Source organism: Kitasatospora sp. NBC_00315, from assembly GCF_041435095.1.
Lineage (GTDB): Bacteria > Actinomycetota > Actinomycetes > Streptomycetales > Streptomycetaceae > Kitasatospora.
On record NZ_CP108025.1, the window covers coordinates 1,997,465 to 2,021,062 of the forward strand.

At 75.4% G+C, this 23,598-nt stretch carries 4 protein-coding genes; all 4 read right to left on the reverse strand.

The genetic code is table 11. The features are described from left to right. Positions 1–45 precede the first annotated feature (45 nt). Genes OG823_RS08210 through OG823_RS08225 form a run of 4 tightly spaced genes read right to left on the reverse strand, consistent with a single transcriptional unit; the run spans position 46 to position 22,338 of the window. A complete protein-coding gene (locus OG823_RS08210; protein ID WP_371478762.1) occupies positions 46–2,679 on the reverse strand; it encodes a beta-ketoacyl synthase N-terminal-like domain-containing protein in 2,634 nt (877 codons plus the stop codon). A gap of 23 nt (positions 2,680–2,702) precedes the next feature. Further along, the gene (locus OG823_RS08215) at positions 2,703–3,839 is read right to left on the reverse strand and encodes an OzmP (RefSeq protein ID WP_371478763.1); all 1,137 of its coding nucleotides are present in this window, start codon (positions 3,837–3,839) and stop codon (positions 2,703–2,705) included. Positions 3,840–3,895: 56 nt separating this feature from the next. Next, positions 3,896–7,396, reverse strand: coding sequence for an amino acid adenylation domain-containing protein (locus OG823_RS08220; protein WP_371478764.1), 3,501 nt, complete (start codon positions 7,394–7,396; stop codon positions 3,896–3,898). Continuing rightward, the gene (locus OG823_RS08225; RefSeq protein WP_371484355.1) at positions 7,393–22,338 is read right to left on the reverse strand and encodes an SDR family NAD(P)-dependent oxidoreductase; all 14,946 of its coding nucleotides are present in this window, start codon (positions 22,336–22,338) and stop codon (positions 7,393–7,395) included. Before OG823_RS08225 ends, OG823_RS08220 begins: the two co-directional genes overlap by 4 nt. Between the last annotated feature and the right edge of the window lie 1,260 nt (positions 22,339–23,598).

Here is a 23,598-nt window from a genome sequence, read left to right on the forward strand (position 1 = left end):
CGGCCGCTGCGGGCCGGGTAGGTGCCGCCGCTGGGACGCCGGAGGTCAGGCCGTGCCGTCCTGGCGGGCCGCGGCCCGCTGCGCGCGCCGGGAGGTGCGGCCGCCGGAGGGGTTCGCACCCGCCTCCGGGCCGGGCGCGAGGCCCATCAGTTCGGCCAGGTTGTCCACGAAGGCGCGGATGGTCGGGAACTCGACGAAGGCGGTGGCCTGGACGGCGAAGTCCAGCTCCTCGCCGAGCTTGGCGACCACCTCGATCAGCACCAGCGAGTCCAGGCCGAGGTCGAACAGGTTGGTGTCGAGGGCCGCGAGGTGGCGGCCGCCGAGCACCCGGCCGATCTCCTCGACCAGGTAGTCGGTGACCAGCTCGACGTTCTGCTGCTGGTCCTCGGGGTCGAACCGGGCGATCAGCCGGTCGGCGTGCTGATCGGGCCGGTCGGTGGTGTGGGCACCGGGCTCCACCCAGTGCCGGCGCCGCTCGAACGGGTGGGTGGGCAGCGGCACCCGGCGGATCTCCCCGCCCGCGTGCACCGCCGCCGGGTCGAGCTCCACCCCGAGCACCCACTGCTCCGCGGCCAGCGCGAGCAGGTGGGCCAGGCCGGCCGGTTCGTCCTCCTCCGGCGCCGTCCGCAGCGGGTGGCGGCCGGTGCCGGCCAGCAGCGCGTCCAGGCCCGAGAGGTCGCCGGCGGCGGTCCAGCTGCCGGGCAGCCGGCTCTCGTCCTCGGTCATCCAGCGCCCGGTGTGCGGCGAGAGCACCGGCAGCCGGGGCGCGGCCACCTCACCGGGCGCGGCGCCGTCGGCCAGCGCGAGGGCCTGCGCGAGCGACAGCGCCCCGCAGAGCGCGGCCGCCACGGCCAGGCCGGTGCCGGTGCCCGCCAGCGCGGCGGGCTCGACCCCCCATGCGGTGAGCGCGCTCGCCAGTGCGTACTCGTGGACGAACCCGGCGCGCCGGCTCCCCCCGCCGAGCAGTGCCACGCTCTCGCCGGTGTGGCCCAGCGCGGCGGCGCAGGCGTCGACGGCGGCGCGGTAGGCGGGCACCGCGTCGTACAGTTCGGCGCCGTCCTCCTCGTCCGCCCCCGCGCCGGTCAGCACCAGGACGGGCGCGCTCGGGGTGTGGCCGACCACGCCCTCGCGCAGCCGCTCCTCGTCGCCGACGGCCAGCGCCATGGCGGCGTCCCTGGTACTGCGGGCCACCAGCGCGAGCCGGTGGGTGTGGTCGCGCCGGCCGAGGCCGAGGGTCTGCGCCACCGCGCCGAGGTCCAGGTCGGACCGCTGCTTGAGGTGGCGGGCCAGCGCGGTGGCGGCCTGCCGCAGGCCCGCCTCGGAGCGGGCGGAGAGGAGCAGCAGCTCGTGTCCGCGCCCGTGCGGCGCGGACGGCCTGGCCGGGGGCTCCTCCAGGACGACGTGGGCGTTGGTGCCGCCGATCCCGAAGGAGCTGACGCCGGCCCGGCGCGGGCCGTTGCCGGCCGGCCAGTCGGTGCTCTCGGTGTTGACGAAGAAGGGGCTCGCCGCGAAGTCGATCTCGGGGTTGGGCGCCTCGAAGTGCAGGCTCGGCACCAGGGTGGCGTGCTCCAGCATCAGCGCGGTCTTGATCAGGCCGGCCATGCCCGCGGCGGTGTCCAGGTGGCCGATGTTGGTCTTCACCGATCCGAGTGCGCAGAAGCCGGTCCGGTCGGTGCCCTGGCGGAAGGCCTCGGTGAGCGCGGCTACCTCGATCGGGTCGCCGAGCGCGGTACCGGTGCCGTGCGCCTCGACGTAGCCGATGCTGTCCGGCTCGACGCCGGCCACCTCCTGGGCGTCGGCGATCACCTCGGCCTGTCCGGCGATGCTCGGCGCGGTGTAGCCGGTCTTGTTGGAGCCGTCGTTGTTCACCGCCGAGCCCTTGACCACCGCGTGGATCCAGTCCCCGTCGGCGATCGCCTCCTTGAGGCGCTTGAGGACGACCACCCCGGCGCCGCTGCCGATCACCGTGCCCCGGGCCTGCGCGTCGAACGCGCGGCAGTGCCCGTCCGGCGAGAAGATCATGCCCTCCTGGTACTGGTAGCCCTGGCCCGGGTGTCCCAGGTGCACCGCGCCGACCAGGGCCACGTCGCACTCGCCGCTGAGCAGGCTCAGGCAGGCGGTGTGCACCGCGACCAGCGAGGTCGAGCAGGCCGTGTTGACGTTGATGCTGGGGCCGCGCAGGTTGAGCTTGTAGGAGACCCGGGTGGCCAGGAAGTCCTTGTCGTTGGCCAGCATCAGCCGGTAGTGGTCGATCGAGGACGCGGCCCGGTAGCGCTCGCCCAGGTTGTGCAGCAGGTAGGTGTTCATCCCGACGCCCGCGTAGACGCCGATCCGGTCCTCGGTGCGGTCCGGGTCGTAGCCGGCCCGCTCCAGCGCCTCCAGCGCGCACTCCAGGAAGATCCGGTGCTGCGGGTCGAGGATCTCGGCCTCGTCGTGGGTGATCTGGAACAGCTCGGAGTCGAACAGCTCGACGTCCGGGATGGTCTGACCGGCCTTCACGTAGCGCGGGTCGGCCAGCCGGGCGGCGGGCACGCCGGCGGCGAGCAGCTGCTCGTCGGTGTACCGCGTCAGCGTCTCGCGGCCCTCGCGCAGCACGTCCCAGAACCGGTCGGCCGAGTCCGCGCCGGGGAAGCGGCAGACCATACCGATGATCGCGACGTCGGAGTCGGAAACAGTCATGGTGGTTCTCCCTGTGGGGGTTCTCAGCTGAGCCGGATGCCGAGGTCGGCGGCGACCGTGCGCATGTCCAGGAAGCTCTGGGCGACGAAGCGGGCGGCGTCCTCGGAGGCGTCCATCCGCTGGAAGAGCTCGACCAGCGTCTGCTCGTGCTCCTCCCGGCTGCCCTCGTCGGCGGCGATCGCGAGCACCACCTCGCCGAGCCGGCCCTCGACGTCGGCCAGGTCCAGCGAGCGCGGGAACTTGATGCTGAAGGTGTTGCGGTCGTAGTCGGCGTTGCGCTTGACCGACCGCACGTGACTGGCCGCGTTGAGCTTGTAGAACATGCAGTCCCAGTTCTTGAACGAGTAGTAGTTCAGGAGCGGGAACAGCGTGCAGTGGGTCTCCAGCGGCGAGGACTGGTACAGCCCCTTCTCGCGGAGCTCGTCGACGATGCGGTCCGGGTCGTAGTCGTGCCGCATCGCGATGAACGGGAAGACGATCTTCGGGAGGTTCTCGTCGTCGTCGAAGAGCAGCTGCTCCAGCTCTCCGGCGAAGAGCGTGTCGGTCAGCCGCTCCCCGAAGGTCTTGTAGAAGCCGCGCACGACCTCCCGGACGTTGGACTCCATGGTGAGGATCTGCTGCGGGTCCGCGCAGAGCGCGATGTAGGGGATCTTCTGCCGGTAGGCCATCAGGATCGCGCGCAGCACGAAGAAGGTCCGGCAGGAGACACAGGGCAGCTTCTCGTCCAGGTACTTGCCCGGCTTCTTCGGCGCCTTGCGGTTGAACACCTCGCGCATCATCAGCTTGATGTTGTCGTCGTCGGCGTCCAGCACGAAGTCGGCCGGGATCTTCTCCCGGGCGAGCGCGATGTTCTTCGCCGCGTGCACGCTCTCGAACGGCACGTCGAAGGTGAAGGCCAGCACCCGCTTGCCGTACTCGTTGACGAACTTGTCCAGCATGTAGGTGCTGTCCTTGCCGCCGCTGTACATGAACAGGCAGTCGTACGCGGTGCCGGACGCGGGCGGCGCCTGCTGGAACTCGGCGAACACCTCACTGGTGTAGCGGTAGTTGGTCAGGAGGTCCTCGGCGAAGTCCAGGTTGCAGAGGTTGCACACCTGCTGGTCGTCGAGCACCACCCCGGGGTGCTGCTCCTTGAGCGCGCATACCTTACAACTGGACACTGGACCCCCTGAGTTGCCTGCATGAGAACGATGTGCGGTGTACCCGGCGCGATCGGTCACCCGCGCCCCTGCCGTCGGCCGCGCCGCTGCGCCAGCGCCGCGACGTCCCGGCCGCGGCGCTGCTGCGCCACCACCGGCCCGGGATCCTCGGACAGGTGCGCGGCCATCGCCCGGACGGTCGGGTGACCGAACATGTCCAGCCGGGTGACCGGCCTTGCGAGCCGCTCGCGCAGCTCCGCGACCGCCGAGGTGAGCCTGAGCGAATCCCCGCCCAGGTCGAAGAAGTTGTCCTCGGCGCCCACCTGGTCGAGGCCCAGGACCTCGCACCAGACCTCGGCGATCCGGCGCTCCAGGTCGGTGCGCACGGCGGCTCCGGCGCCCGCGATCCTGGCCGAGCCGGGCTTGGGCAGCGCCTTGCGGTCGATCTTGCCGTTCGGTGTGAGCGGCAGCCGCGCCAGCACGACCACGGCGGCCGGGACCATGTACCCGGGCAGGCCCTCGCGCAGCGCGGCCCGCAGCTCGGCGGGCTCCGGCAGCCCGGAGCCGCCGGTCGCGTACGCCACCAGGCGCCGCTCTCCGGGCTGGTCCTCGCGCACCAGGGCCACGGCCGCCGTGACGCCGGGCAGGCGCCGCAGTGCGGACTCCACCTCGCCCAGCTCGATCCGGTAGCCGTTCAGCTTGATCTGGCCGTCGATCCGCTCCAGGTACTCCAGCCGGCCGTCCGGCAGGTGGCGTACCAGGTCACCGGTGCGGTAGGCCCGGCCGGCGCCGTCGGGGGCGGCCACGAAGCGCTCGGCGGTCAGCTCGGGACGGCCCAGGTAGCCGTCCGCGACGCCGTCGCCGGAGAGGTACAGCTCACCCGGGATGCCGGGCGGCACCGGCAGCCCGCGCTCGTCGAGGACGTGGCAGCGGGTGTTGCCGATCGGGCGGCCGATGGTCACCGGCTCACCGGCGCGCACCCGGTCCACGGTCGACCAGATGGTGGTCTCGGTCGGGCCGTACATGTTGTACAACTCGCCGACCTTACCGACCAGTCGGGCCGCCAGCTCGGCCGGCATCGGCTCGCCGCCGCAGAGCGCCCGCAGTCGCGGGTCACCCGCCCAGCCTGCGGCCAGGAGCATCTGCCAGGTGGTCGGCGTGGCCTGCAGCACGGTCGGGGCGGCACGCTCGATCCGCTCGCGCAGCGCGAAGCCGTCGGCCGAGACCGCCGCGGGGAGCACCTCCACCGTGCCGCCGCGCACCAGCGGGAGGTAGAGCTCCAGCCCGGCGATGTCGAAGCAGACGGTGGTGAGCGCGAGCAGCGAGTCCCGAGAGCCGAAACCGGGCCTGCGGGCCATCGTCCACAGGAAGTTGACCAGCGCCCGGTGCCCGACCCGGACACCCTTGGGCAGGCCGGTGGAGCCCGAGGTGTAGATCACGTAGGCGGGCGCGTCCGGCTCGGAGCGGTCCACCGGTGCGACCGGCCCCTGCTCCCCCGCGGCCCCGGCCGGTTCGACCAGGACGGGTGTGACCGGGAACCCCTCCAGGGTCGCCCGCAGCGCGTCGTCGGTCAGCACCAGGCGGGCCCCGGAGTCCTCCAGCATGTGGCGGATCCGGGCGGGCGGGTAGATCGGGTCGATCGGCACGTAGGCCGCGCCGGTCTTGAGCACCGCGAGCAGGGCGGCCAGCAGCTCCGCCGGGCGGTCCAGGTGGACGCCGACCAGCGCGCCCGGCCCGGCTCCCAGCTCGATCAGCCGGTGGGCCAGCCGGTCGGCGGCCTGGTCCAGCTCGCCGTAGCTCAGCTCCCGGCCCTCGCAGCGCACGGCGGGCGCGTCCGGCGCGGCGCAGGCGAGGTCGGCGACCAGCCGGCTGACCGTACGCTCCCGGGGGTAGTCCTCGGCGGTGTCGTTCCAGCGCTCCAGCACCAGCTCCCGCTCCCGGTCGCCGAGCAGCGACAGGCCGCCCAGCGGGTGCTCGGGCGCATCCACCGCGGCGGCCAGGAACTGTTCGAAGTGCGCTGCCAGCCATCTTTCCTGACGCTGCGTCATGCTCGGGCCGGCGTGGAACGACACCGCGCCCGGCGCGTCGATCCGGACGGTCAGCGGACGTTCCGCCGTCCCGGTGCCCGCGTCGTCGCCGCCCTCCCGGTCGCCGGGCAGCAGGACCGCCACCGGCAGGCCGGTCCGGGCGGCCCCGGCCAGGGACGGGTGGCGCAGCAGCAGGTCACGCCGGTAGGGCGAGCGCGCGCGGAGCGCGGCGAGCTCGGCGCCGACCTGCCCGGCCAGCTCCGGCAGGGTCCGGTCGAGCAGGCCCGCCGGGGAGCGCAGCGGCACCTCGGGGACGAGCAGAGCGGCGGCCGCGGCGCCCCGGGCGGGCTCGCCGGGCACGGGCAGGGCGACGTCCCGCTCCCCGCCGCGCGCGAGCCGCGCCAGGAAGGCCAGGACGGCTGCGAGGGCGGTCGGCACCGGCTCGGCGCCCCCGGCGCGCAGCGCCGCCGGCAGCGGGACCGGGCCGGACGTCCCGGCGTCGGCCTCCAACGCGCCGAAACGCGGGGGCAGGAGGGGTTCCAGGGTCTCCAGCGCGCGCAGCCAGCGTCCCTCCTGGCGGTGCGCCGCGCGGGCGGCCTCCACCAGCTCCGCGACCTCGGCCTCGGACGCCTCGGGGAAGCGGCCGCCGTACTCCCGGGCCACGGTGGCGGCGAGCGCCGGCAGGTCGACCGGCTCGCCGGTCGGATCCGCCAGCGCGGTGAGCCGCACGTCGCGGTCGGCGCCGGCCACGGTGATCGCGTCCGGCCCGGAGCCGAGCACCGTGCCGGGCTCGGCGGTCGAGAGCCGGTCCAGCACCTCGACGCCCCGCACGGCCAGCAGCGTGCCGCCGAGCACCAGCAGCGGGGTGCCGAAGTCGTTGGGCCGGCGCCCGAACGCGGTCGCCCGCACCAGGGCGTCCAGCTCCGCGGCGGGCCGGCGCCAGTCGAACACGCCCGCGCGCGGCAGCCCCTCGTACCTGGCGTGGTAGGTCCGCAGGCCGAGATCCTGCGGCGTACGGGTGGCGGTGCCGGCCGCCAGCTCGTCCACCAGTTCGGCGAAGGACTCGATGCCCGCGTCGAAGCAGGCGACGTCCAGGTCGTGCACCGTGGCCGCGGGGTCGACCGGCACCTCGCGCTGCTTGAGCACGTCACCGGTGTCGGCCTCGCTGGTCATCACGTGCCAGGTGACGCCGTGCTGCTTGTCGCCGTCCAGGATGGCCCAGCTGGTGGCGAACAGGCCGGCGTGCCGGGGCAACGGCCCGTCGTGGAAGTTGACCGGCAGGCGGGCCGGCAGTGCCAGCACCTCGTCCGGCAGCATCCGCAGGTTGGCGATGCTGAACAGGTAGTCGACCCGCAGCGGGGCGAGCCGCGCCGCGAGATCCGGCCCGAACGGCACCGCCGGCAGACCCTCGCCCTCGGCCCAGGCGATCAGCTCCGCCGACGGGGACACCACGGCGGCCACCGTGTGCCCGCGTGCCAGCAGCACCCTGGTGCACTCGACCAGGAGGGCCTCCTCGCCCACCACCACACAGCTGAACGGCTCGGCAGTCATCGTGCGCCTCCTTCGGAACTGCCCCGCTGGGAGAGCAGTTCGGCCAGCAGTTCGTCCACGGCCGCGTCGGACAGGCCGGCGACCAGGCTCTCGGCGTCGCCGGGCGGCACGACCTGGGCCGCCGCCGGGACGGGCCCAGGGGCCGGTGCCGGCGTCGGTGGCGGCGTCGGTGCCGCGAGTGGGGCCGGTGCCGCGAGTGGGGCGGGCGTCGGCACCGGGCTCGGTGCGGGTGCGGCCTGGGCCTGGAAGTACTCGCCGAGCCGCCGGATGGTGATCCGCTCGAACAGCAGGGTCGCCGGCTGCGGCCCGTACACCGCCTCCAGGCCCCGGGTCAGCTCCAGCACCACCAGCGAGTCGACGCCGTAGTTCTCGAAGGTGAGATCCGGGTCCAGTTGCTCCGGTGTCATCTCCAGCACCCGGGCGAACACCGCCGTCACCTGCTCCAGCGGATCCCGGGGCCCGGCCGCCTCGGCGACCGGCTCAGGAGCGGGGACGACGGCCGGGGCGGCCGTCACCGGGGCGACGGTCACCGGCGGTGCGGCGGCCGGGGGTGCGGCGGCCGGGGGCGCGCTCGGGCGGAGCTGCGGCACCAGGCCGTCGCTGACCGCCGCGATCACGCTCTGGAAGGCCGGTCCCGCCGCCGTCGTGGGCGATCCCACGCTGATGTCGCGGAACCCGCAGCCCGCCAGCACGTCCCGCCACTGCCGCTCGCTCGCCAATGGGGAGCCGGGCATCCGCTGCTCGGGGTCGGCGAACAGCCACCAGCCCGTCGTCAGGCCGAACACCAGCGCCAGCTGGTGCTGCGGCCGGGTGCCCTCGGTGAGCAGCAGCACGCCGCCGGCGCGCAGCAGCAGCTTGGCCTGGGCCAGCGTGTCGGCCAGCCGGCGGGTGGCGTGGAAGACGTTGGTGCCGAACACCACGTCGTGGTCGCCGAGCGCCGCTCCCTGGTCCGTCAGGTCCGCCTCGATGTCGAGGACCTCGAACCGCGCGAACGGGTGCTGCGGCCCGAACCTGGCCCGCCCCTTGCGGACGAAGGCCGGGGAGACGTCGGTGAAGGCGTAGTCGACCGATCCGGCGTAGGGCGCCAGCGCGGCGAGCACCGCCGTGCTGGTGCCGCCCGTCCCGGCGCCCACCTCCAGCACCCGCACCACGGTGCCGGGTGCTGCGGTCAGCCGGGCCTCGACCTGCTCGACCACGAGCCGGGCCACCTCGGCGTTGCACCGGTCGGTCACCGGGTCGCCCCGGTAGACGGCGGCCACCCGCTCGGAGGAGCCCTCCGGGAACAGCACCTCCATCGCGCCGAGCTTGCCGGTGAGCACCTCGGGCAGCGCGGCCAGGCAGTCCCGCAGCAGCGAGGCGACCGGCGCGATGCCCGGGTGCCGGGCGATCAGCGCGTCGACCTCCCGGACGACCCCGGCCTCGTCCTCGGCCGGGCGCCCGCCCGGCCGGAACCGGCCGTCCTCGCTGTCGAGGTACCCGGCGTCCGCCAGGATGTCGAGCTGCACCTGGAACAGCGCGGCGTGCTCGGGCACCACGCCCAGCCGCTCGGCCGCCTCGCTCCGGTCGTACCAGCGCTGCGGCTGCTCGAACAGGCCGGCCCGGCGCAGCACCGCGGCCAGCAGGCGCCGGGTCAGCTCCTCGGCCTCGGCCACCGCGTACTGGTACTGCGCCAGGGTGTCGTCGGACGTGGCCTCCTGGCGCGACCTCACCGCCGGCAGCGCGGCCGGCGCGGCGCCGGGGAGCACGGTCAGCGTCCGGTCCGCCACCACGCCCAGGTTGTCCAGGATGCGCTGGTCCGCGTCCAGTGCCAGCAGCTGGGGCAGCTCGGCGCCGAGCGCGCGCTCGACCACCGCCATGCCCTGCTCCGCCGTCATCGGCCGGATGCCGGCCGCCTCGATGCGGCGCAGCACCCGCTCGCGGTCCTCGTCACCGCCCGCGTGCCAGTAGCCCAGGTTGAGCACCCGGACCGGGAAGGGCAGGGTGCGCGCGGCGTGCAGGGCGTAGGCGTCCGCGAAGGTGCAGCCCGCCGCGTAGCCCGCCTGGCCGTGGTTGCCCTCGAAGGCGACCCCGGAGGAGTAGAACAGCGCGAAGTCCAGCGGCTCGTGGCGCAGCACGTGCAGCAGGCTCCAGGTGGAGTCGGTCTTGGACTCCAGCGCCGCGCGCAGATCCGCCTCCGGCAGCTCCCGGACGACCCGGTTGACCAGCACCATCGCGGCGTTGATCACGCCGTGCAGGGCCCCGAACTCGCGCTTGGCGAAGGCGACCGCCTCGGCCAGCGCGGCCGGGTCGGTGGCGTCCAACGCGAGGTGGCGCACCTCGGCGCCGGCCGCCTCCAGCTCGGCGAGCGTCTCGCGCCGGGGGCCGTCCAGCGGGGAGCGGCCGAGCACGACCAGCTTGGCGCCGTAGGTCCGGGCGAGGTGGCGGCAGGTGTCCCGGCCGACGGCTCCCAGGCCGCCGATGATCAGGTAGACCCCGCCGGGCCGCAGCCGGGACGGGCCGAGCGGCAGTTCGACCCGCTCCAGGATCCGCTCGCGGCGGACGCCGGCCCGCAGCGACACCGGGACGGTCCGGGCCGGGAAGGGCTCGGCCGCGACCCGGGCGGCCGATGCGGCGGCCTCGTCGGAGCGCAGGTCGACCAGCGCCACCCGCAGGTTCGGGAACTCCTTGCCGACCACCATGGCCAGCCCCGCCAGACCGGCGGACCACGGCCGGGAGGCGTCGCCCGGCTCCAGCGGGTGGACGTCGGTGGTCACCACCTTCAGCCGGAGCGGCCGGTCCAGCAGGCCGTGCCGGTCCAGCGCGCGGACCAGGCGGTGGAGCGAGACCACGCTGCGGTCCATCACCGAGCGCACGGCCGCGCGGTCGGCGGGCTCCCGCTCCGGGCCGGGAGCCGCCCCGGAGTCCGCTCCGGAGTCCGCACCGGCGTCCGCACCGGCGCCGAGGAAGTAGACCAGGTCGGGTGCGCCCGGCCCGGTCAGCACCCGGTCGAGCTCGGCCTCGGTGAGACCGCCGGGGCCGATCGGCAGCCGGGTCAGCTCCGCGTCGCGGTGCGCCCGGGCGATGCCCTCGGCCGGCTCGGCGTGCGGCCGCTCGGCGACCAGCAGTACCCGGTGGGCCGGCTCGGCGGCGCCCTCGGCGGCCCGGGGCGTCCAGACCGGCCGGTGCGCGGCCACGGTCGTGGCCTTCGCCTCACGGTAGGTCAGGCCGACGAAGCGGACCCGTACCGCGCCGTCGTCGTCGAGCACCAGCACGTCGCAGCGGTCGGGGCCGGTCTCCCGGACGTGGGACCAGCCGGTCGCCGGCACCGGGCCGAAGACCTCCACGCGGTCGGCGGCGAAGGGCAGCATCGGCCGGGCCTGCGCGCCCCGGCGCCGTACCAGCAGCGCCGCGACGGTGTGCAGTGCGGCGTCCAGCACGCCGGGGTGCAGCGCGTGCGCGGCCTCCTCGGTGGGCGCGCCGATCCGGCCCAGCACCTCGTCCCGGCCGGTCCACACCTGCTGGACCCGGCGGTAGAACGGACCGTAGGGCAGGCCCTGCCCTTCGAGCATCCGGTAGAAGGCGCCCTGGTCGGGGCCGCTCTCCAGGCCGGAGCGCAGCGCCGCGACGTCGACCGCCGGGGGCGCCGGGGGCGCCGCCGTCAGACGGCCGCAGGAGCGCAGGGCGTCGTCGGCGCCGAGCACCTCGTAGCCCTCGCCCTCGAACCGGACGGCCACCCCCGCCGCCGCGCCGGTCACGGCCAGCGGAGCGATCCAGCGGACGTCCGCGAAGGCCCGTCCGGTCAGCGCGCCGGCCCCGCCGGCCGCCTCGGCGACCAGGTCGAGGTGTCCGACGCCCGGCAGGATCGGCCGGCCGGCGACGACGTGGTCCCGCAGGACGGGTGCACCGGCCGCGAGCGTGCGCCGCCAGGGCGACCCGCCCGGGAGCGCGGGCACGGCGGGAGATTTGGGGGCGGACGCCACGGCCGGGATGTCCAGCCAGTGCCGCACCCGCTCGAACGGGTAGGTCGGCAGCGGCACCCGCCGCCGCGCGCCCGGCCGCAGCCGGTTGACGAGATCCCAGTCCAGCGCGATGCCGCAGACCCACAGGCGTGCCAGCAGGTCGTCGCCACCGGCGAGGATCTGCGCGGCCAGGAAGTCCTGGCCGCCGGTGCCCTCGGTGAACAGGCCGGCGAGCGGGGGGTGCTGCCCGACCCGGTCGCGGTGCAGCCACTGGCCGCCCTCGCCGCGTCCGACGGCGGCCAGCCGCTCGGCCGCCTCCGCGACGTCGGCGGCGACGAACGCCAGCCGCTCGGCCATCGGCTCCCGGCCGACCCGCAGGGTGTGCGCGATGTCGGCCAGCCGCGGGGTGTGCGGCTGCGCCGGCGCCGTGAGCGCGCGGGCCAGCTCGGCGGCGTACTCCCGCAGCCGCTGCCCGTCGCGGGCGGAGAGCACGATCAGCTCGGGCGTCTCGGGCCCGTCCGGGGTGGCCTCGGGTGCGAGGTACTCCTCCAGGATCACGTGGGCGTTGGTCCCGCCGGCGCCGAAGGAGCTGACGGCGGCCCGGCGGGGCAGCGGGTTGCCGTCGGCGTCGAGCGGCCGGGGCCAGGGCGCGGTCTCCCGCTGGACGGTGAACGGCGAGTTGCCGAAGTCGATGACCGGGTTCGGCTCCTCGGCGTGCAGGGTGGGCAGCAGCGTGCCGTGCCGCAGCTGGAGCACCGCCTTGGTGATCCCGGCGATCCCGGCCGCGCCCTCCAGGTGGCCGATCGCCGACTTCACCGATCCCAGTGCGCAGAACCCGGTGTCGGAGGTGTGCGCGGCGAAGGCCTGGGCCAGCGCGGTGTGCTCGATCGGGTCGCCGAGCGCGGTGCCGGTGCCGTGCGCCTCGACGCAGCCGATGGTGCGGGCGTCGATCCCGGCGGTGGCCAGCGCCTGTTCGACCAGGGCCTGCTGGGCGTGCGGGTTGGGGACGGTGAAGCCGCTGGTGCGGCCGCCGTGGTTGACGGCGGTGGAGCGGATCACGGCGTGCACCGTGTCGCCGTCCCGGACGGCCTGCGACAGCCGCTTGAGCAGCACCGCGCCGACGCCCTCGCCCGGTACGTACCCGGTGCCGCCGGCGCCGAAGGCCCGGCAGCGGCCGTCGGCGGAGAGCATCGTCTTGTGGCTCAGGTGCACGTACTTGTCCGGGTGGACGGCGACGTTGACGCCACCGGCGATCGCGTAGCCGCACTCGCCCCGGCGGATGCTCTCGCAGGCCTGGTGCAGGGCCACCAGGGAGGCCGAACAGGCGGTGTCCACCACCACGCTGGGGCCCCGGAAGTCACCGAAGTAGGAGACCTGGTTGGCGATCGAGGACCGGTTGGCCAGCACCACCTGGTGGTTGCCCCGGGCGGACTCGGTGGCCGCCAGTACGGCGTAGTCGTCCCACATGACGCCGACGAACACACCGACGTCGTGCCCCTGGCCGCCGAACCTGGGCGCGGGGATCCGTGACGGCGGGTAGCCCGCGTTCTCCAGCGCCGACCAGGCCGTCTCCAGGAAGAGGCGCTCCTGCGGGTCCATCGTCCGGGCCTGCATCGGCGAGATCTGGAAGAACAGCGAGTCGAACGAGGCGACGTCGGACAGGAAGCCGCCCCAGCGGCTGTGGCTGCGGCCCGGCGTGGCGGGATCGGGGTCGAACAGGGCCTCGGCGTCCCAGCGGTCGGCGGGGACCTCCGTCACGCAGTCGCGGCCCGCCGCGAGGTTCTGCCAGAACTCGTCCAGGTCCCGGGCCTGCGGATAGCGACCGCTGATGCCGATGACGGCGATCGGGTCGTCCTCGGCCTCCTCCCGGCGGACCGGGGCGGTGCCGGGCGACGGCACGGCCGGGGCCTGCTGCTGTTCGGCCGGGGCCGCCGGCCGCTCGACCGGTGCCTGGTCCTGGGGCCGGTGGTCCTGGCTCCGGGGCAGGTCGGCCGGTACGGGGAAGCGCCGGGCCACCGCCTGCGCGTGCTCGGCCAGCAGGTGCCCGGCCAGCTCGTCGACGGTGCGGTACTCGAAGAACACCGTCCCCCGCAGCCCGGGGAAGTCCTTTCCGAGCAGCGTGTTGGACTCCATGACGAGCACCGAGTCCAGCCCGTAGTCGTCCAGCGCGACCCTGCTGTCGAGCCGGCCGGCGGGCAGCTTCAGCACCCCGGACAGCACGCCCCGCAGATGCTCCACCAGCTTCGCGCGCTGCCCGTCCGTGGCCGCCCGGGGCAACGCCGGGGCAGCGGTCCGGGACGGCTCCGGGGCCGCGGTCCGGGACGGCTCCGGGGCCGCCAGCGCGGCGTCCAGCACCACCGGGTCGCCCCAGGCGGGGACCAGCCAGGGCGCGGTGACGCCGAAGGCCCGGTCGAACGCCGCCAGGCCCTGCTCGGCGCTGAGCGCCCGCATGCCGCTGCGCCGGGTGTACGCGGCCAGCTCCTGCTCGCGGACCAGCCCGTCGACGCCGCCGACCGACCAGAGCGGCCAGCCCAGCGACAGACTTCGGCCCTGCCGGGCACCCTGCCGGACCCAGGACTCCCGGAGCACGGTGTAGAGGTCCGCGAAGCGGTTGGCGGTGGCGTAACTCGCCGCGCCGAAGTCGCCGACCAGGGAGGAGACCGAGGAGAACACCACGAAGAGGTCGAGGGCGTCCTCGGCGGTCAGCCGGTCCAGCCGGACCAGGCCGTGGGTCTTGGCCGCCATCACCCGGGCGAACCGCTCCCGGTCGCCGTCGGTGGCCCGGCCGTCGTCGGCCACGCCGGCCAGGTGGAACACCCCGTGCAGGGCGCCGAAGCGCTCCCGGGCGGCCGCCAGCGCCGCGCCGAGCTCCTCGCCCCGGACGACGTCGGCGCGCAGCGCGAGCACCTCGGCGCCCAGCCCGGCGAGCGTCCGGTGCCACCGCAGGGCCCCGGCGTCCGGCTCGGTGCGGCCGATCAGCACCAGCCGGGCGCGGTGGGTGCGGGCCAGGTGCTCGGCGAGCGCGCGTCCGATCGCCCCGTTGCCACCGGTGATCACGTAGACGCCCCGCTCGCGCAGCGGAGCCGTGGCGGCGCCGGGCGCCACCGGGCGCAGCTCGCGCACCTCCCGGTCGCCCGCCGCCGTGCGGCGTGCCTCCACTCCGGCGGCCCGCGCGGCGGCGCGCAGCTCGGCGGCCACCGCCCCGGCCAGGAGGGCGGTCGCCGATCCGGCCGGCACCCCGAGGGTGAGCAGTTCGACGCGGGGCGCGACCGCGGCCGTGGAGCGGGCGAAGCCGGCCGGGGCGGCCTGCTCGGGCCGGTCCTGGCCGCCGTCCTGCGGGTGGACCAGCAGGCAGCGCACCCGGCCCGGGAGTGTCCCGCCCGCGACCGCGGCGAGGATGTCGAGCAGGGTGGAGCACGAGCGGTCGAGCCGCTCCGCGACCCAGCCTTCGTCCTCCGGAGCCGGACCGGCGCCGGCCGGGTCGAACGCGGCCGGGTCGGCGAGGCCGCCGAGCAGCGCGAGGTCCAGCCCGTCCGGGCCGGCCAGCGCGGCGAGCCGGCCGGCGAGGCCGTCCCGCTCCTCGGGGACGGCCACGACCCGGCGCCAGGCCCCGGTCGCCGCCAGCGCGGCCTCCAGCTCCGGGCTCGCGCCGAGCAGCGCCAGCGTGCCCGCCGCCGTCCCGGGCTCCGGCTCGGCGGCGGCGCGCCAGTACGGCTCGTAGAAGCGGGCCTGTCCGGCTTCGACGCCGGGCGCACCGAGCGGTGCCGCGGCCGGCGCCACGACCGCCGTCACCCGGGCGGGCGCGGCCGGGGCCGCCGCGAGGGTCGGAGCGGGCGCGAGGGTCGGAGCGGGCGCCAGGGTCGGGGCGGGCGCGCCGCCCGGCAGACGGCCGGCGAAGTCCCGGACGGCGGCCAGCACGCGGCCCTGTTCGTCGGTGACGGTGAGGTCGAAGCGCCGTACCCCGGCCGCCTCGCCCACCAGCCGGGCGTGGGCGTAGCAGACCGCGGGCAGCGGGGCGAACACCTCCAGCGAGCCGAGGCTGAACGGCACGGCCAACTCACCGGGCCGGGGGGCCGCGGTACGGCCTGCCCAGTGGCAGGCCCGCAGGGCGCCGTCGAGCAGGGCCGGGGGCAGTTCCACGGCCGGGTCGGACGCGTCGGTGCTCAGCCGCAGCAGGGCCTCGGCCGGCCCGCTGCGGATCTCGTCGACGACCTGGAAGGAGGGGCCGTAGCCGAAACCGGCGGCCCGGTAGTCGGCGTAGGCGCCGACCCGGTCGCGGACCGGCGTCAGCCGCTCGCGCAGGGCGTCCAGGTCGACGGCGGCCGGTTCGGTGCCGGACGTCGGGGCGAGGGCGCCGCGGGCGTGGACGACCCGGCCCTCCCCTGCCTCGCTGTACACCTCGAAGGCGAGTCCGGCGCCGTCCGGACGCAGCGCGGCGTAGAGCGCCAGCTCCCCGGTCGGCAGCTCGACCGCCCGGCCCCAGAACACCTCGCGCAGCGTGTGTCGCACGCCCGGCTCGACCAGGGCGGCGGCCGCCCGGACGAACTCCAGGGTGGCGGCGCCGGCGAGCAGCGCCCGCCCCTCGATCACGTGGTCGCGCAGCAGCGGGTCTCCCGCGCGCAGGGTCTTGCGCAGACGCAGCTCGGCGACGGTGGACTCGTTGGCGTCCACCAGCGGGTGCAGGGCCGCGGCGCCGAGCTCCGGGTCCAGCGGGATCCAGTAGCGCTCGGCGGCGAAGGGGTACCGGGGGGCGCGGACCCGGCGCGGTGCGGTGCCGGGGCGGGCGGCGTGCCACTGGGCCCAGTCCACCTCCGTGCCGGTGAGCCAGCGCCGGGCCTGCTCGCCGAGCGGACCGTCGTCGGCGATCCCGGGCAGCGGACCGCCCTCGGCGAAGGCGCGCAGCGCGGCGACGATCGCGGCGCCGTCGTCGGCGGTCACGGCGAGCCGCACGTCCATCGCCTCGCGGCCCACCTGGGTGGTGAAGCAGAGGTCGGCGAGCGGGACGTGCTCGGTCTCCAGGAAGCGCGCGGCCCGGCCGGCGTAGTCGCGCAGCCGCTCCTCGTCGCGCGCCGACAGCAGGAACAGGACGGGCTCACCGCTGCGTTGCCCGGCGGCCGGGTCGGCGGTGGGCAGGTCGGTGTTCGGCCCCTCCTCCAGCACCAGGTGGGCGTTGGCGCCGCCGGCGCCGAACGAGCTGAGCCCGGCCCGGCGCGGCCGGTCGCCGTCCGGCCAGGCGGCGAGTTCGCGCTGCACGCGGAACGGCGAGCGGTCGAAGTCGATGTTCGGGTTGAGTTCGGCGGAGTGCAGCGAGGGCACCAGGGTGCGGTGCGCGAACTGGAGCAGCACCTTGGCGAGGCCCGCCATGCCTGCGGCGGACTCCAGGTGCCCGACGTTGGACTTGACCGAGCCGATCGGCCAGTGGCCGGGCTCGGCGCCGGCCGAGCGGTAGGCGTTGGTGAGGCCGGTCAGCTCGATCGGGTCGCCGAGCGCGGTGCCGGTCCCGTGCGCCTCGACGTAGCCGATGTCCGCCGGGGTGATCCCGGCCTGCTCCAGGGCCGCGTTGATCGCGCGCTGCTGGGCGTGCGGGTTGGGCACGGTGTAGCCGTTGGTCCTGGCGCCGTGGTTCACGGCGCTGCCGAGGATCACGCCGTGGATCCGGTCGCCGTCGGCCAGTGCCTGCCGGTAGGGCTTCAGCAGGACGGCGCCGACGCCCTCGCCCGGCACGTAGCCGTCGCCGCCCTCGCCGAAGGCGCGGCAGCGGCCGTCGGAGGAGAGGAAGCGGCCCTGGCTCAGGAAGGCGTACTTGTACGGGTGCACCGAGACGTTGACGCCGCCGGCGATCGCCAGCTCGCTCTCGCCGCGGCGCAGGCTCTCGCAGGCCAGGTGGATGGCGGTGAGCGAGGACGAGCACATGGTGTCCAGCGCCAGGCTGGGGCCGGCGAGGTTCAGCGCGTACGAGACCCGGTTGGCGATGGTCGCGAACGAGGAGCCGGTGAGCGGGCGGCCGCCGCGCAGGGCGTCCAGCGCCCCGTGGAACTGGTACTCGCCGTACATCACCCCGACGTAGACGCCGACCGGGCGGCCGGCCAGGTCGGCGCGCCGGTAGCCGGCGTCCTCCAGCACGTGCCAGGAGTTCTGCAGGAACAGCCGCTCCTGCGGGTCCATCAGTTCGGCCTGGCGCGGGGAGATGCCGAAGAAGAGCGGGTCGAAGCGGTCGACGTCGCGCAGGAAGCCGCCCCAGCGGGTGTGCGCCGTGCCGGGCGTCGCCGGGTCGGCGTCGAACCAGCGGGAGGCGTCCCAGCGGTCGGCGGGGATCTCGCCGATGCAGTCGCGGCCTTCCACCAGGTTGGCCCAGAACTCCTCCAGGTCGTCCGCCATCGGGAAGCGGCCGCTCAGGCCGATCACCGCGATCGCGCCGTCCTCGGCCCGGTCCCCGCCGTCCTCCCGGGGCACCCGGACGGTCCGGGCGCGCCGCGCCGGGGCGAGGGCGGCCGGCAGCGCGGCGGTCGCCGCGGCCGGCTCCTCGCGGGTGGTCCCGCCGCCCAGCTCGGCCGGGTGGTGCTCGGCGAAGTAGCCGGCCAGCTCGCCCAGGGTCGCGTACTCGAAGAACAGCGTCCGGGAGAGGCCCTCGAACCGCCGGCCCAGCTCCCGGTTGAGCTTGGTGATCATCAGCGAGTCGATGCCGTAGCGGTCGAACGGCGCGTTGTCGGCGAGTTCGGCCGGCTCCAGCCCGGTCTCGGCGGCGATCAGCTCGCGCAGCAGCCGCAGGGCGTCCGCGCGCCGGTCCGTGTCGTCCCCGGCGGCGGCGGGGGACGGGGACGAGGCGGCGGGGGCGGGGGCGGGGGCGGCCAGCGCGGCGGCGACCCGTCCGGTGTCCCCGTACGCGGCCACCAGGGCGCCCCGGGCGCCGAGGGCCTGCTCGAACAGGCCGAGGCCGGTGGCGGTGGGCAGCACGCCGAAGCCGGTGCGGGCCGCGATCTCGGCGGCCGCCTCGGTGCTCTGGCGCATCCCGCCGTCGGCCCACATCGGCCAGGCGACGGCGGTCAGGCCCGGCCGCCGCTCGGCGTACGCCTCCAGGAAGGCGTTGGCGTAGGCGTAGTCGCACTGTCCGGCGCTGCCGATGTGTGCGGCGATCGAGGAGAACGCGACGAAGAAGTCCAGCGGGTCGTCCGCCGTGGCGGCCTCCAGCGCGCGCAGGCCGGCCACCTTGGGCGCGAGCACCGCGGCGAAGTCCTCCGCGGACTTGGTCAGGGCGAAACCGTCGCGCAGCACGCCGGCGGCGTGCACGACGCCGTTGACCGGCCCGAACCGCGCCCGGACGTCCGCCAGGCACGCCGCGAGGGCGTCCGGATCCGACACGTCCGCCCGCAGGTAGGTGACCCGCTCGTCGGGCTCGGCGCCGGGGCGCTCACCACGGCCCAGCAGCACCACGCGGGCGTCGGCGCGGCTCAGCAGCAGGTCGGCGACGGCCCGGCCGAGGCCGCCCGCGCCGCCGGTGACCAGGTAGACGCCGCCCTCACGGACGGCCACCGGCTCGGCGGCGGGTGCGGGTACGAAGACCGGGAGGCAGCGGCCGGCGGTGGTGTGCGTGACCTCGGTGTCACGGCCGTCGCCGGCCAGCTCGGCGGCGAGAGCGGCCGCCTCGTCCACCCCTTCGGCGAGGCCGACCACCTGCAGGGCGAGCAGCGGGCTCTCGGCCCGTACCGTCCGGGCCAGAGCGGCCAGCGCGGCACGCTCGGGGCGGGCCCCGCCGGGCTCGTGACGGTGCACCAGCAGGATCCGGACGGGCACGGTCGGCCGGGCCCGCAGCAGCTGCTGGACGAGGTGCAGGACCTGCTCGGGCTCGGGCTCGTCCACCAGCAGGACGGCCGGGACGGACGGGATCTCCGCGCCGGGTTCGAGGGCGGTGACCGCGCCGGCCCCCGGCCCGGTGAGCGGCGTGGACAGTTCGGCCCGGCGCTCCGCGCTCGCGGCCACCACCGTCCGGGCGCCGGTCGGGGCGTCGGCCCGGCCGGTCGCGGTCTCGACCGGGGCGGCCTCCCAGCGGCGGACCAGCAGCGCCGATCCCCCGGCGCGGCCGATCACCCGGACGGTCAGGCCCCGTAGACGGGCCAGCGGCCGCCCGTGGGCGTCCAGCACCGTCAGCCCGGCCTGCGCGGAGCGCTCCCCGAGCCGGCCGGTGGTGACGTGCACCCAGCACGGGCCGGTGACCGGGGCGTGCACGGTCAGCTCGTCCAGGGCCAGCGGCAGGAAGCCCTCGGCCGCGTCCCCGTAGTGCCGGGCGAGCAGCACCACCAGCGCGTGCAGGGCGCTGTCCAGCAGCGCCGGGTTCAGCGCGGCGCCGTCCAGTACGGCGCCGTCGGGCAGTTCGAGCCGGGCGAGAGCCTCGCCCTCGCCGAGGTGCAGCTCGGCCAGGGCCCGCATCCGGGGGCCGTGGTCGAGGCCGCGGGCGCGGACCTCGGCGTAGCCCTCCGTCAGGGTGACCGCCTCGGTGCAGCGCGCCGCCAGCGCGGCGAGGTCCACCGGGGCCGGCGGCTCGACGGCGCCGGGCCGGATCTCACCGGCGGCGTGCACCCGCTCGTCCTCGGAGATCTCGAAGCCGATCGTGTCCTGCTCGCGCCAGAGCGACACCAGCGCGGTGCGCGGGCCGGCGGCGTACGAGAGCAGCTGCTCGAAGGAGACGCCACCGAGCCTGACCGGGCCACCGGTCGACAACTCGCCTGCCGCACGGGCTAGTTCGAGGTAGCCGACGGCCGGCATCACGGGCTCGCCGCCGACCCGGTGGTCGGCCAGGTAGAACTCCTCGCCGGAGCGCGAGCTGCGGTAGGCCAGGGTGTCCAGGGTGGAGACGTTCTCGTCGAGCATGGGGTGCGGGCCCCGGCCGGCGAGCGGCGTCCGCTCCGCTGCCTCCGCGGTGTCCGGGCCGGTCATCCAGCACCGGCGGCCCTCGAAGGGGTAGGTCGGCAGCGGCACCCGGCCACGGGCCTCCCCCGCGAACCAGGCCGTCCAGTCCACCTCGGCCCCGGCGGCCCAGGCGCGGGCGACGGCCTCCCGGGGGCCGTCCGCCACACCCAGGACCAGGCCGCGCGCCTCCTCCTGCGCACCGCGCAACGCGATCCGGGCGGCGCGGCCCGCGCGACCGGCGGCCGGGGCGGAGGCATCCCGACCGGCCGCCCCCGCGGCCAGGTCGAGTGCCCCGGTCACGCAGGCGGCGACCCGGGCGGCGAGGCCGTCCCCGTGGACGGCGACCGGCCGAAGGCCCAGGCCGAGCCAGAACCGGCCCAGCGCGTACTGGAGGGCGAAGACCTGCCCGCGCTCGCCCTGCTCGCCGGCGCCGGCGGCCAGCGCGGCCTCGTGGTGCTCCGCGAACGCGGGCTCGGCCTCGCGCCACCGCGCCGCGAGTGCCTCGGCGCCGGCGACCTGCTCGGTGAAGACGAACGACACCTCGCCCGTCCCGGGCTCGGCGGGGATCGCGGCCGCGCGAAGGGCGGCGGCCAGCTCGGCCCGGTCCGCGCCGGTGACGGCGAGCCGGTACTCGTGGGCGCGGCGGCCGACGGCCAGGGTGTACGCGACGTCGGCGAGCGAGTCGGCCTCGTCGTCGTCGAGGTGCCCGGCCAGCTCGTCCGCGGCCGTCCGCAGCGCGGTCGCGGTCCGTGCGGAGAGCACCAGCACCTCGTCCGCGCGGGGGGCGCCGGTGACCGGCGCGGGCGGGGCCTCCTCCAGCACGGCGTGGGCGTTGGTGCCGCCGATGCCGAAGGAGCTGACGCCGGCGCGCAGCGGGCCCGCCGCGGTCCAGGGCGCCTCGGCCGTACTCACCGTGAAGGGCCCGGACGCGAAGTCGATGGCGGGGTTGGGCGTCCGGTAGTTCACCGTGGGCACCAGCGTGCGGTGCTTCATCATCAGCACGGTCTTGATCACACCGGCCACACCGGCCGCCGCGTCGAGGTGGCCGATGTTGGACTTGACCGAGCCGATCGCGCAGAACCCGGTGTCGGCGGTGCCGTCACGGAACGCCTTGGTCAGCGCGGACACCTCCACCGGGTCGCCGAGGCGGGTGGCCGTGCCGTGCGCCTCCACGTAGCCGATGGTCCGCGGGTCCACGCCGGACACCGCGTGCGCCTCGCGGATCACCGCGGCCTGGCCGGCCGCGCCGGGAGCGGCGAAACTCACCTTGCCGGAGCCGTCGTTGTTGGTGGCCGTGCCCTTGATCACCGCGTGCACGGTGTCCCGGTCCGCGATGGCGTCGCGCAGCAGCTTGAGCACCAGGACGCCCACGCCGTTGCCGAGCACGGTGCCGCTGGCCTCGGCGTCGAAGGTGCGCACGTATCCGTCCTCGGAGAGGATCGCGCCCTCCTCGTACAGATAGCCCTTCGCCTGCGGCAGTTTGACGGTCACTCCGCCGGCCAGGGCCATGTCGCACTCACCGTTCACCAGGCCCTGGCAGGCGAGGTGGATGGCCACCAAGGAGGTGGAGCAGGCGGTCTGGACGGTGTAGGCCGGGCCCTTGAGGTCGAGCTTGTAGGCCAGTCGGGTGGCCAGGAAGTCCTTGTCGTTGCCGACCATCACGGCGAAGTGGTTCGAGGTGGTGCTCTGGTCGACGTTCGGCAGCACCTGCTGCTGGAGGTAGGTGTTGATCGCCGCGCCCGCGTACACGCTGATCAGGCCGTCGAAGCGGGCCGGGTCGTAGCCCGCGTTCTCCAGTGCGGCGTGCCCGGTGGTCAGCAGGATCCGGTGCTGGGGATCGGTGAACTCCGCTTCGGCCGGAGTGAATTCGAAGTATCCGGTGTCGAAGAGGTCGACGTCGGGGATCACGCCGTGGGTCGGCACGTATCCCGGGTCGTCCAGCAGGCGGGCCGGCACACCGGCCGCCGCGAGCTCCTCCCGGCCGAACCGGGTGACGCCCTCCCGCCCCTCGCGGAGCAGACGCCAGTAGGAATCAAGGTCGTCGGCGCCGGGAAAGCGCCCGGCCATGCCGATGATCGCGACATCCGTCTCGGCCACCATCGGACCCTCGGGGCTGCTCACTGGCCGAACCCTCCCAAATCGGTGCGCCTGACCGGGCGGAGCAGGCGGGATCGCTCGGCGGCCGAGCGGGCGTCAGGGGCGGCGGGGTGCGGTCCGCGGCCGGGGGCCGGGAGGCCGTGGAGGGTGGTGGTCCGCGCCGCCGACAAGGCCGCGCGGTTCCCGATCCGGACGTGCTTGTATCGAACAGTCACCCGCGATATCCCCACGTAAATGAATTGCGCCGGATAATGCTCCCGGCCCGGGCCGAACCGGAGAAGAACTTCCGGCGTGCACGAGGAAAACTCAAGCCTGTTCAGGGCATGCTTCGATTCCACCGAATCGACGGGAGGCCGACGGCGTCAGTTTGTCCTGCGAAGCAAACCTCGGAGCCCTGACGCCGGGAATCGCCCAGCAGCACCAGCACCCCGGAGGACTGAAAACAATCCCGCTCTAAATACCGCAGGATCTCATGGTGAACCCCCCGTAAACTCGACCGACACGTCTCGCATCTGTCACCCCGTGGCCTCGGATCCCTGCGATGCGAAACCCGTGCCGCATCGCCCGCACACTCGGCTACTCGGAGCCTAACCGGAATGACCGACGAGGCGCAATGAAAAAATGTGATGAGCGATCATCAATGCGACAAGAACCGCCCGCGAACGGTCGAAGCGGGACCTCGACGTACCACCACGGCATCTCGGGCTCCCGACGAGCCACACGCGCGGGCCGCCGGCACAGCAGCGGCCATCCCTCTGGTCAAGTTCTCTCCCCCCGGAGCACTCTCTCCACCCGTACGGCGCCGCCATCACCCGCGCGGCCACCGGGACCCGACTCTACGCGAGCCCCTGCCCGACAACCACCCCCGCCGATCGGCGGTCCACACGTCGGACGCGGGCACCTGCGGCCCGGCTCGGGGCAGCAGGGATCCCGTGACTGATCGTCATATCAGCTTCTATCAGAAGATCGTCGGCGGGCGTCGCGATTCACCGGATCTCCACGGTGCGTTCCTGATCACACGTCGCCCCCCGCTCGGGGACGCCGGTATCGTCGGTCCTGAGCCAGGCGGTGGTCGCCCACGAGGCGGCCCGGCGGCTGAGCCGCGCGCCCGGACGCGCGGCTCACCGCACTGTTCCTCTCCGGCCGGGCGGCGCCCGGGCGCGGGACGGTGCGGGGCCTCGCCGGGGCCGGCGGCGCCCCCTGGACGTCCCGGTGACCGCGTACCACGGGACCGGGAGGCGGCCTGGACGAGCGGTCGGTGGC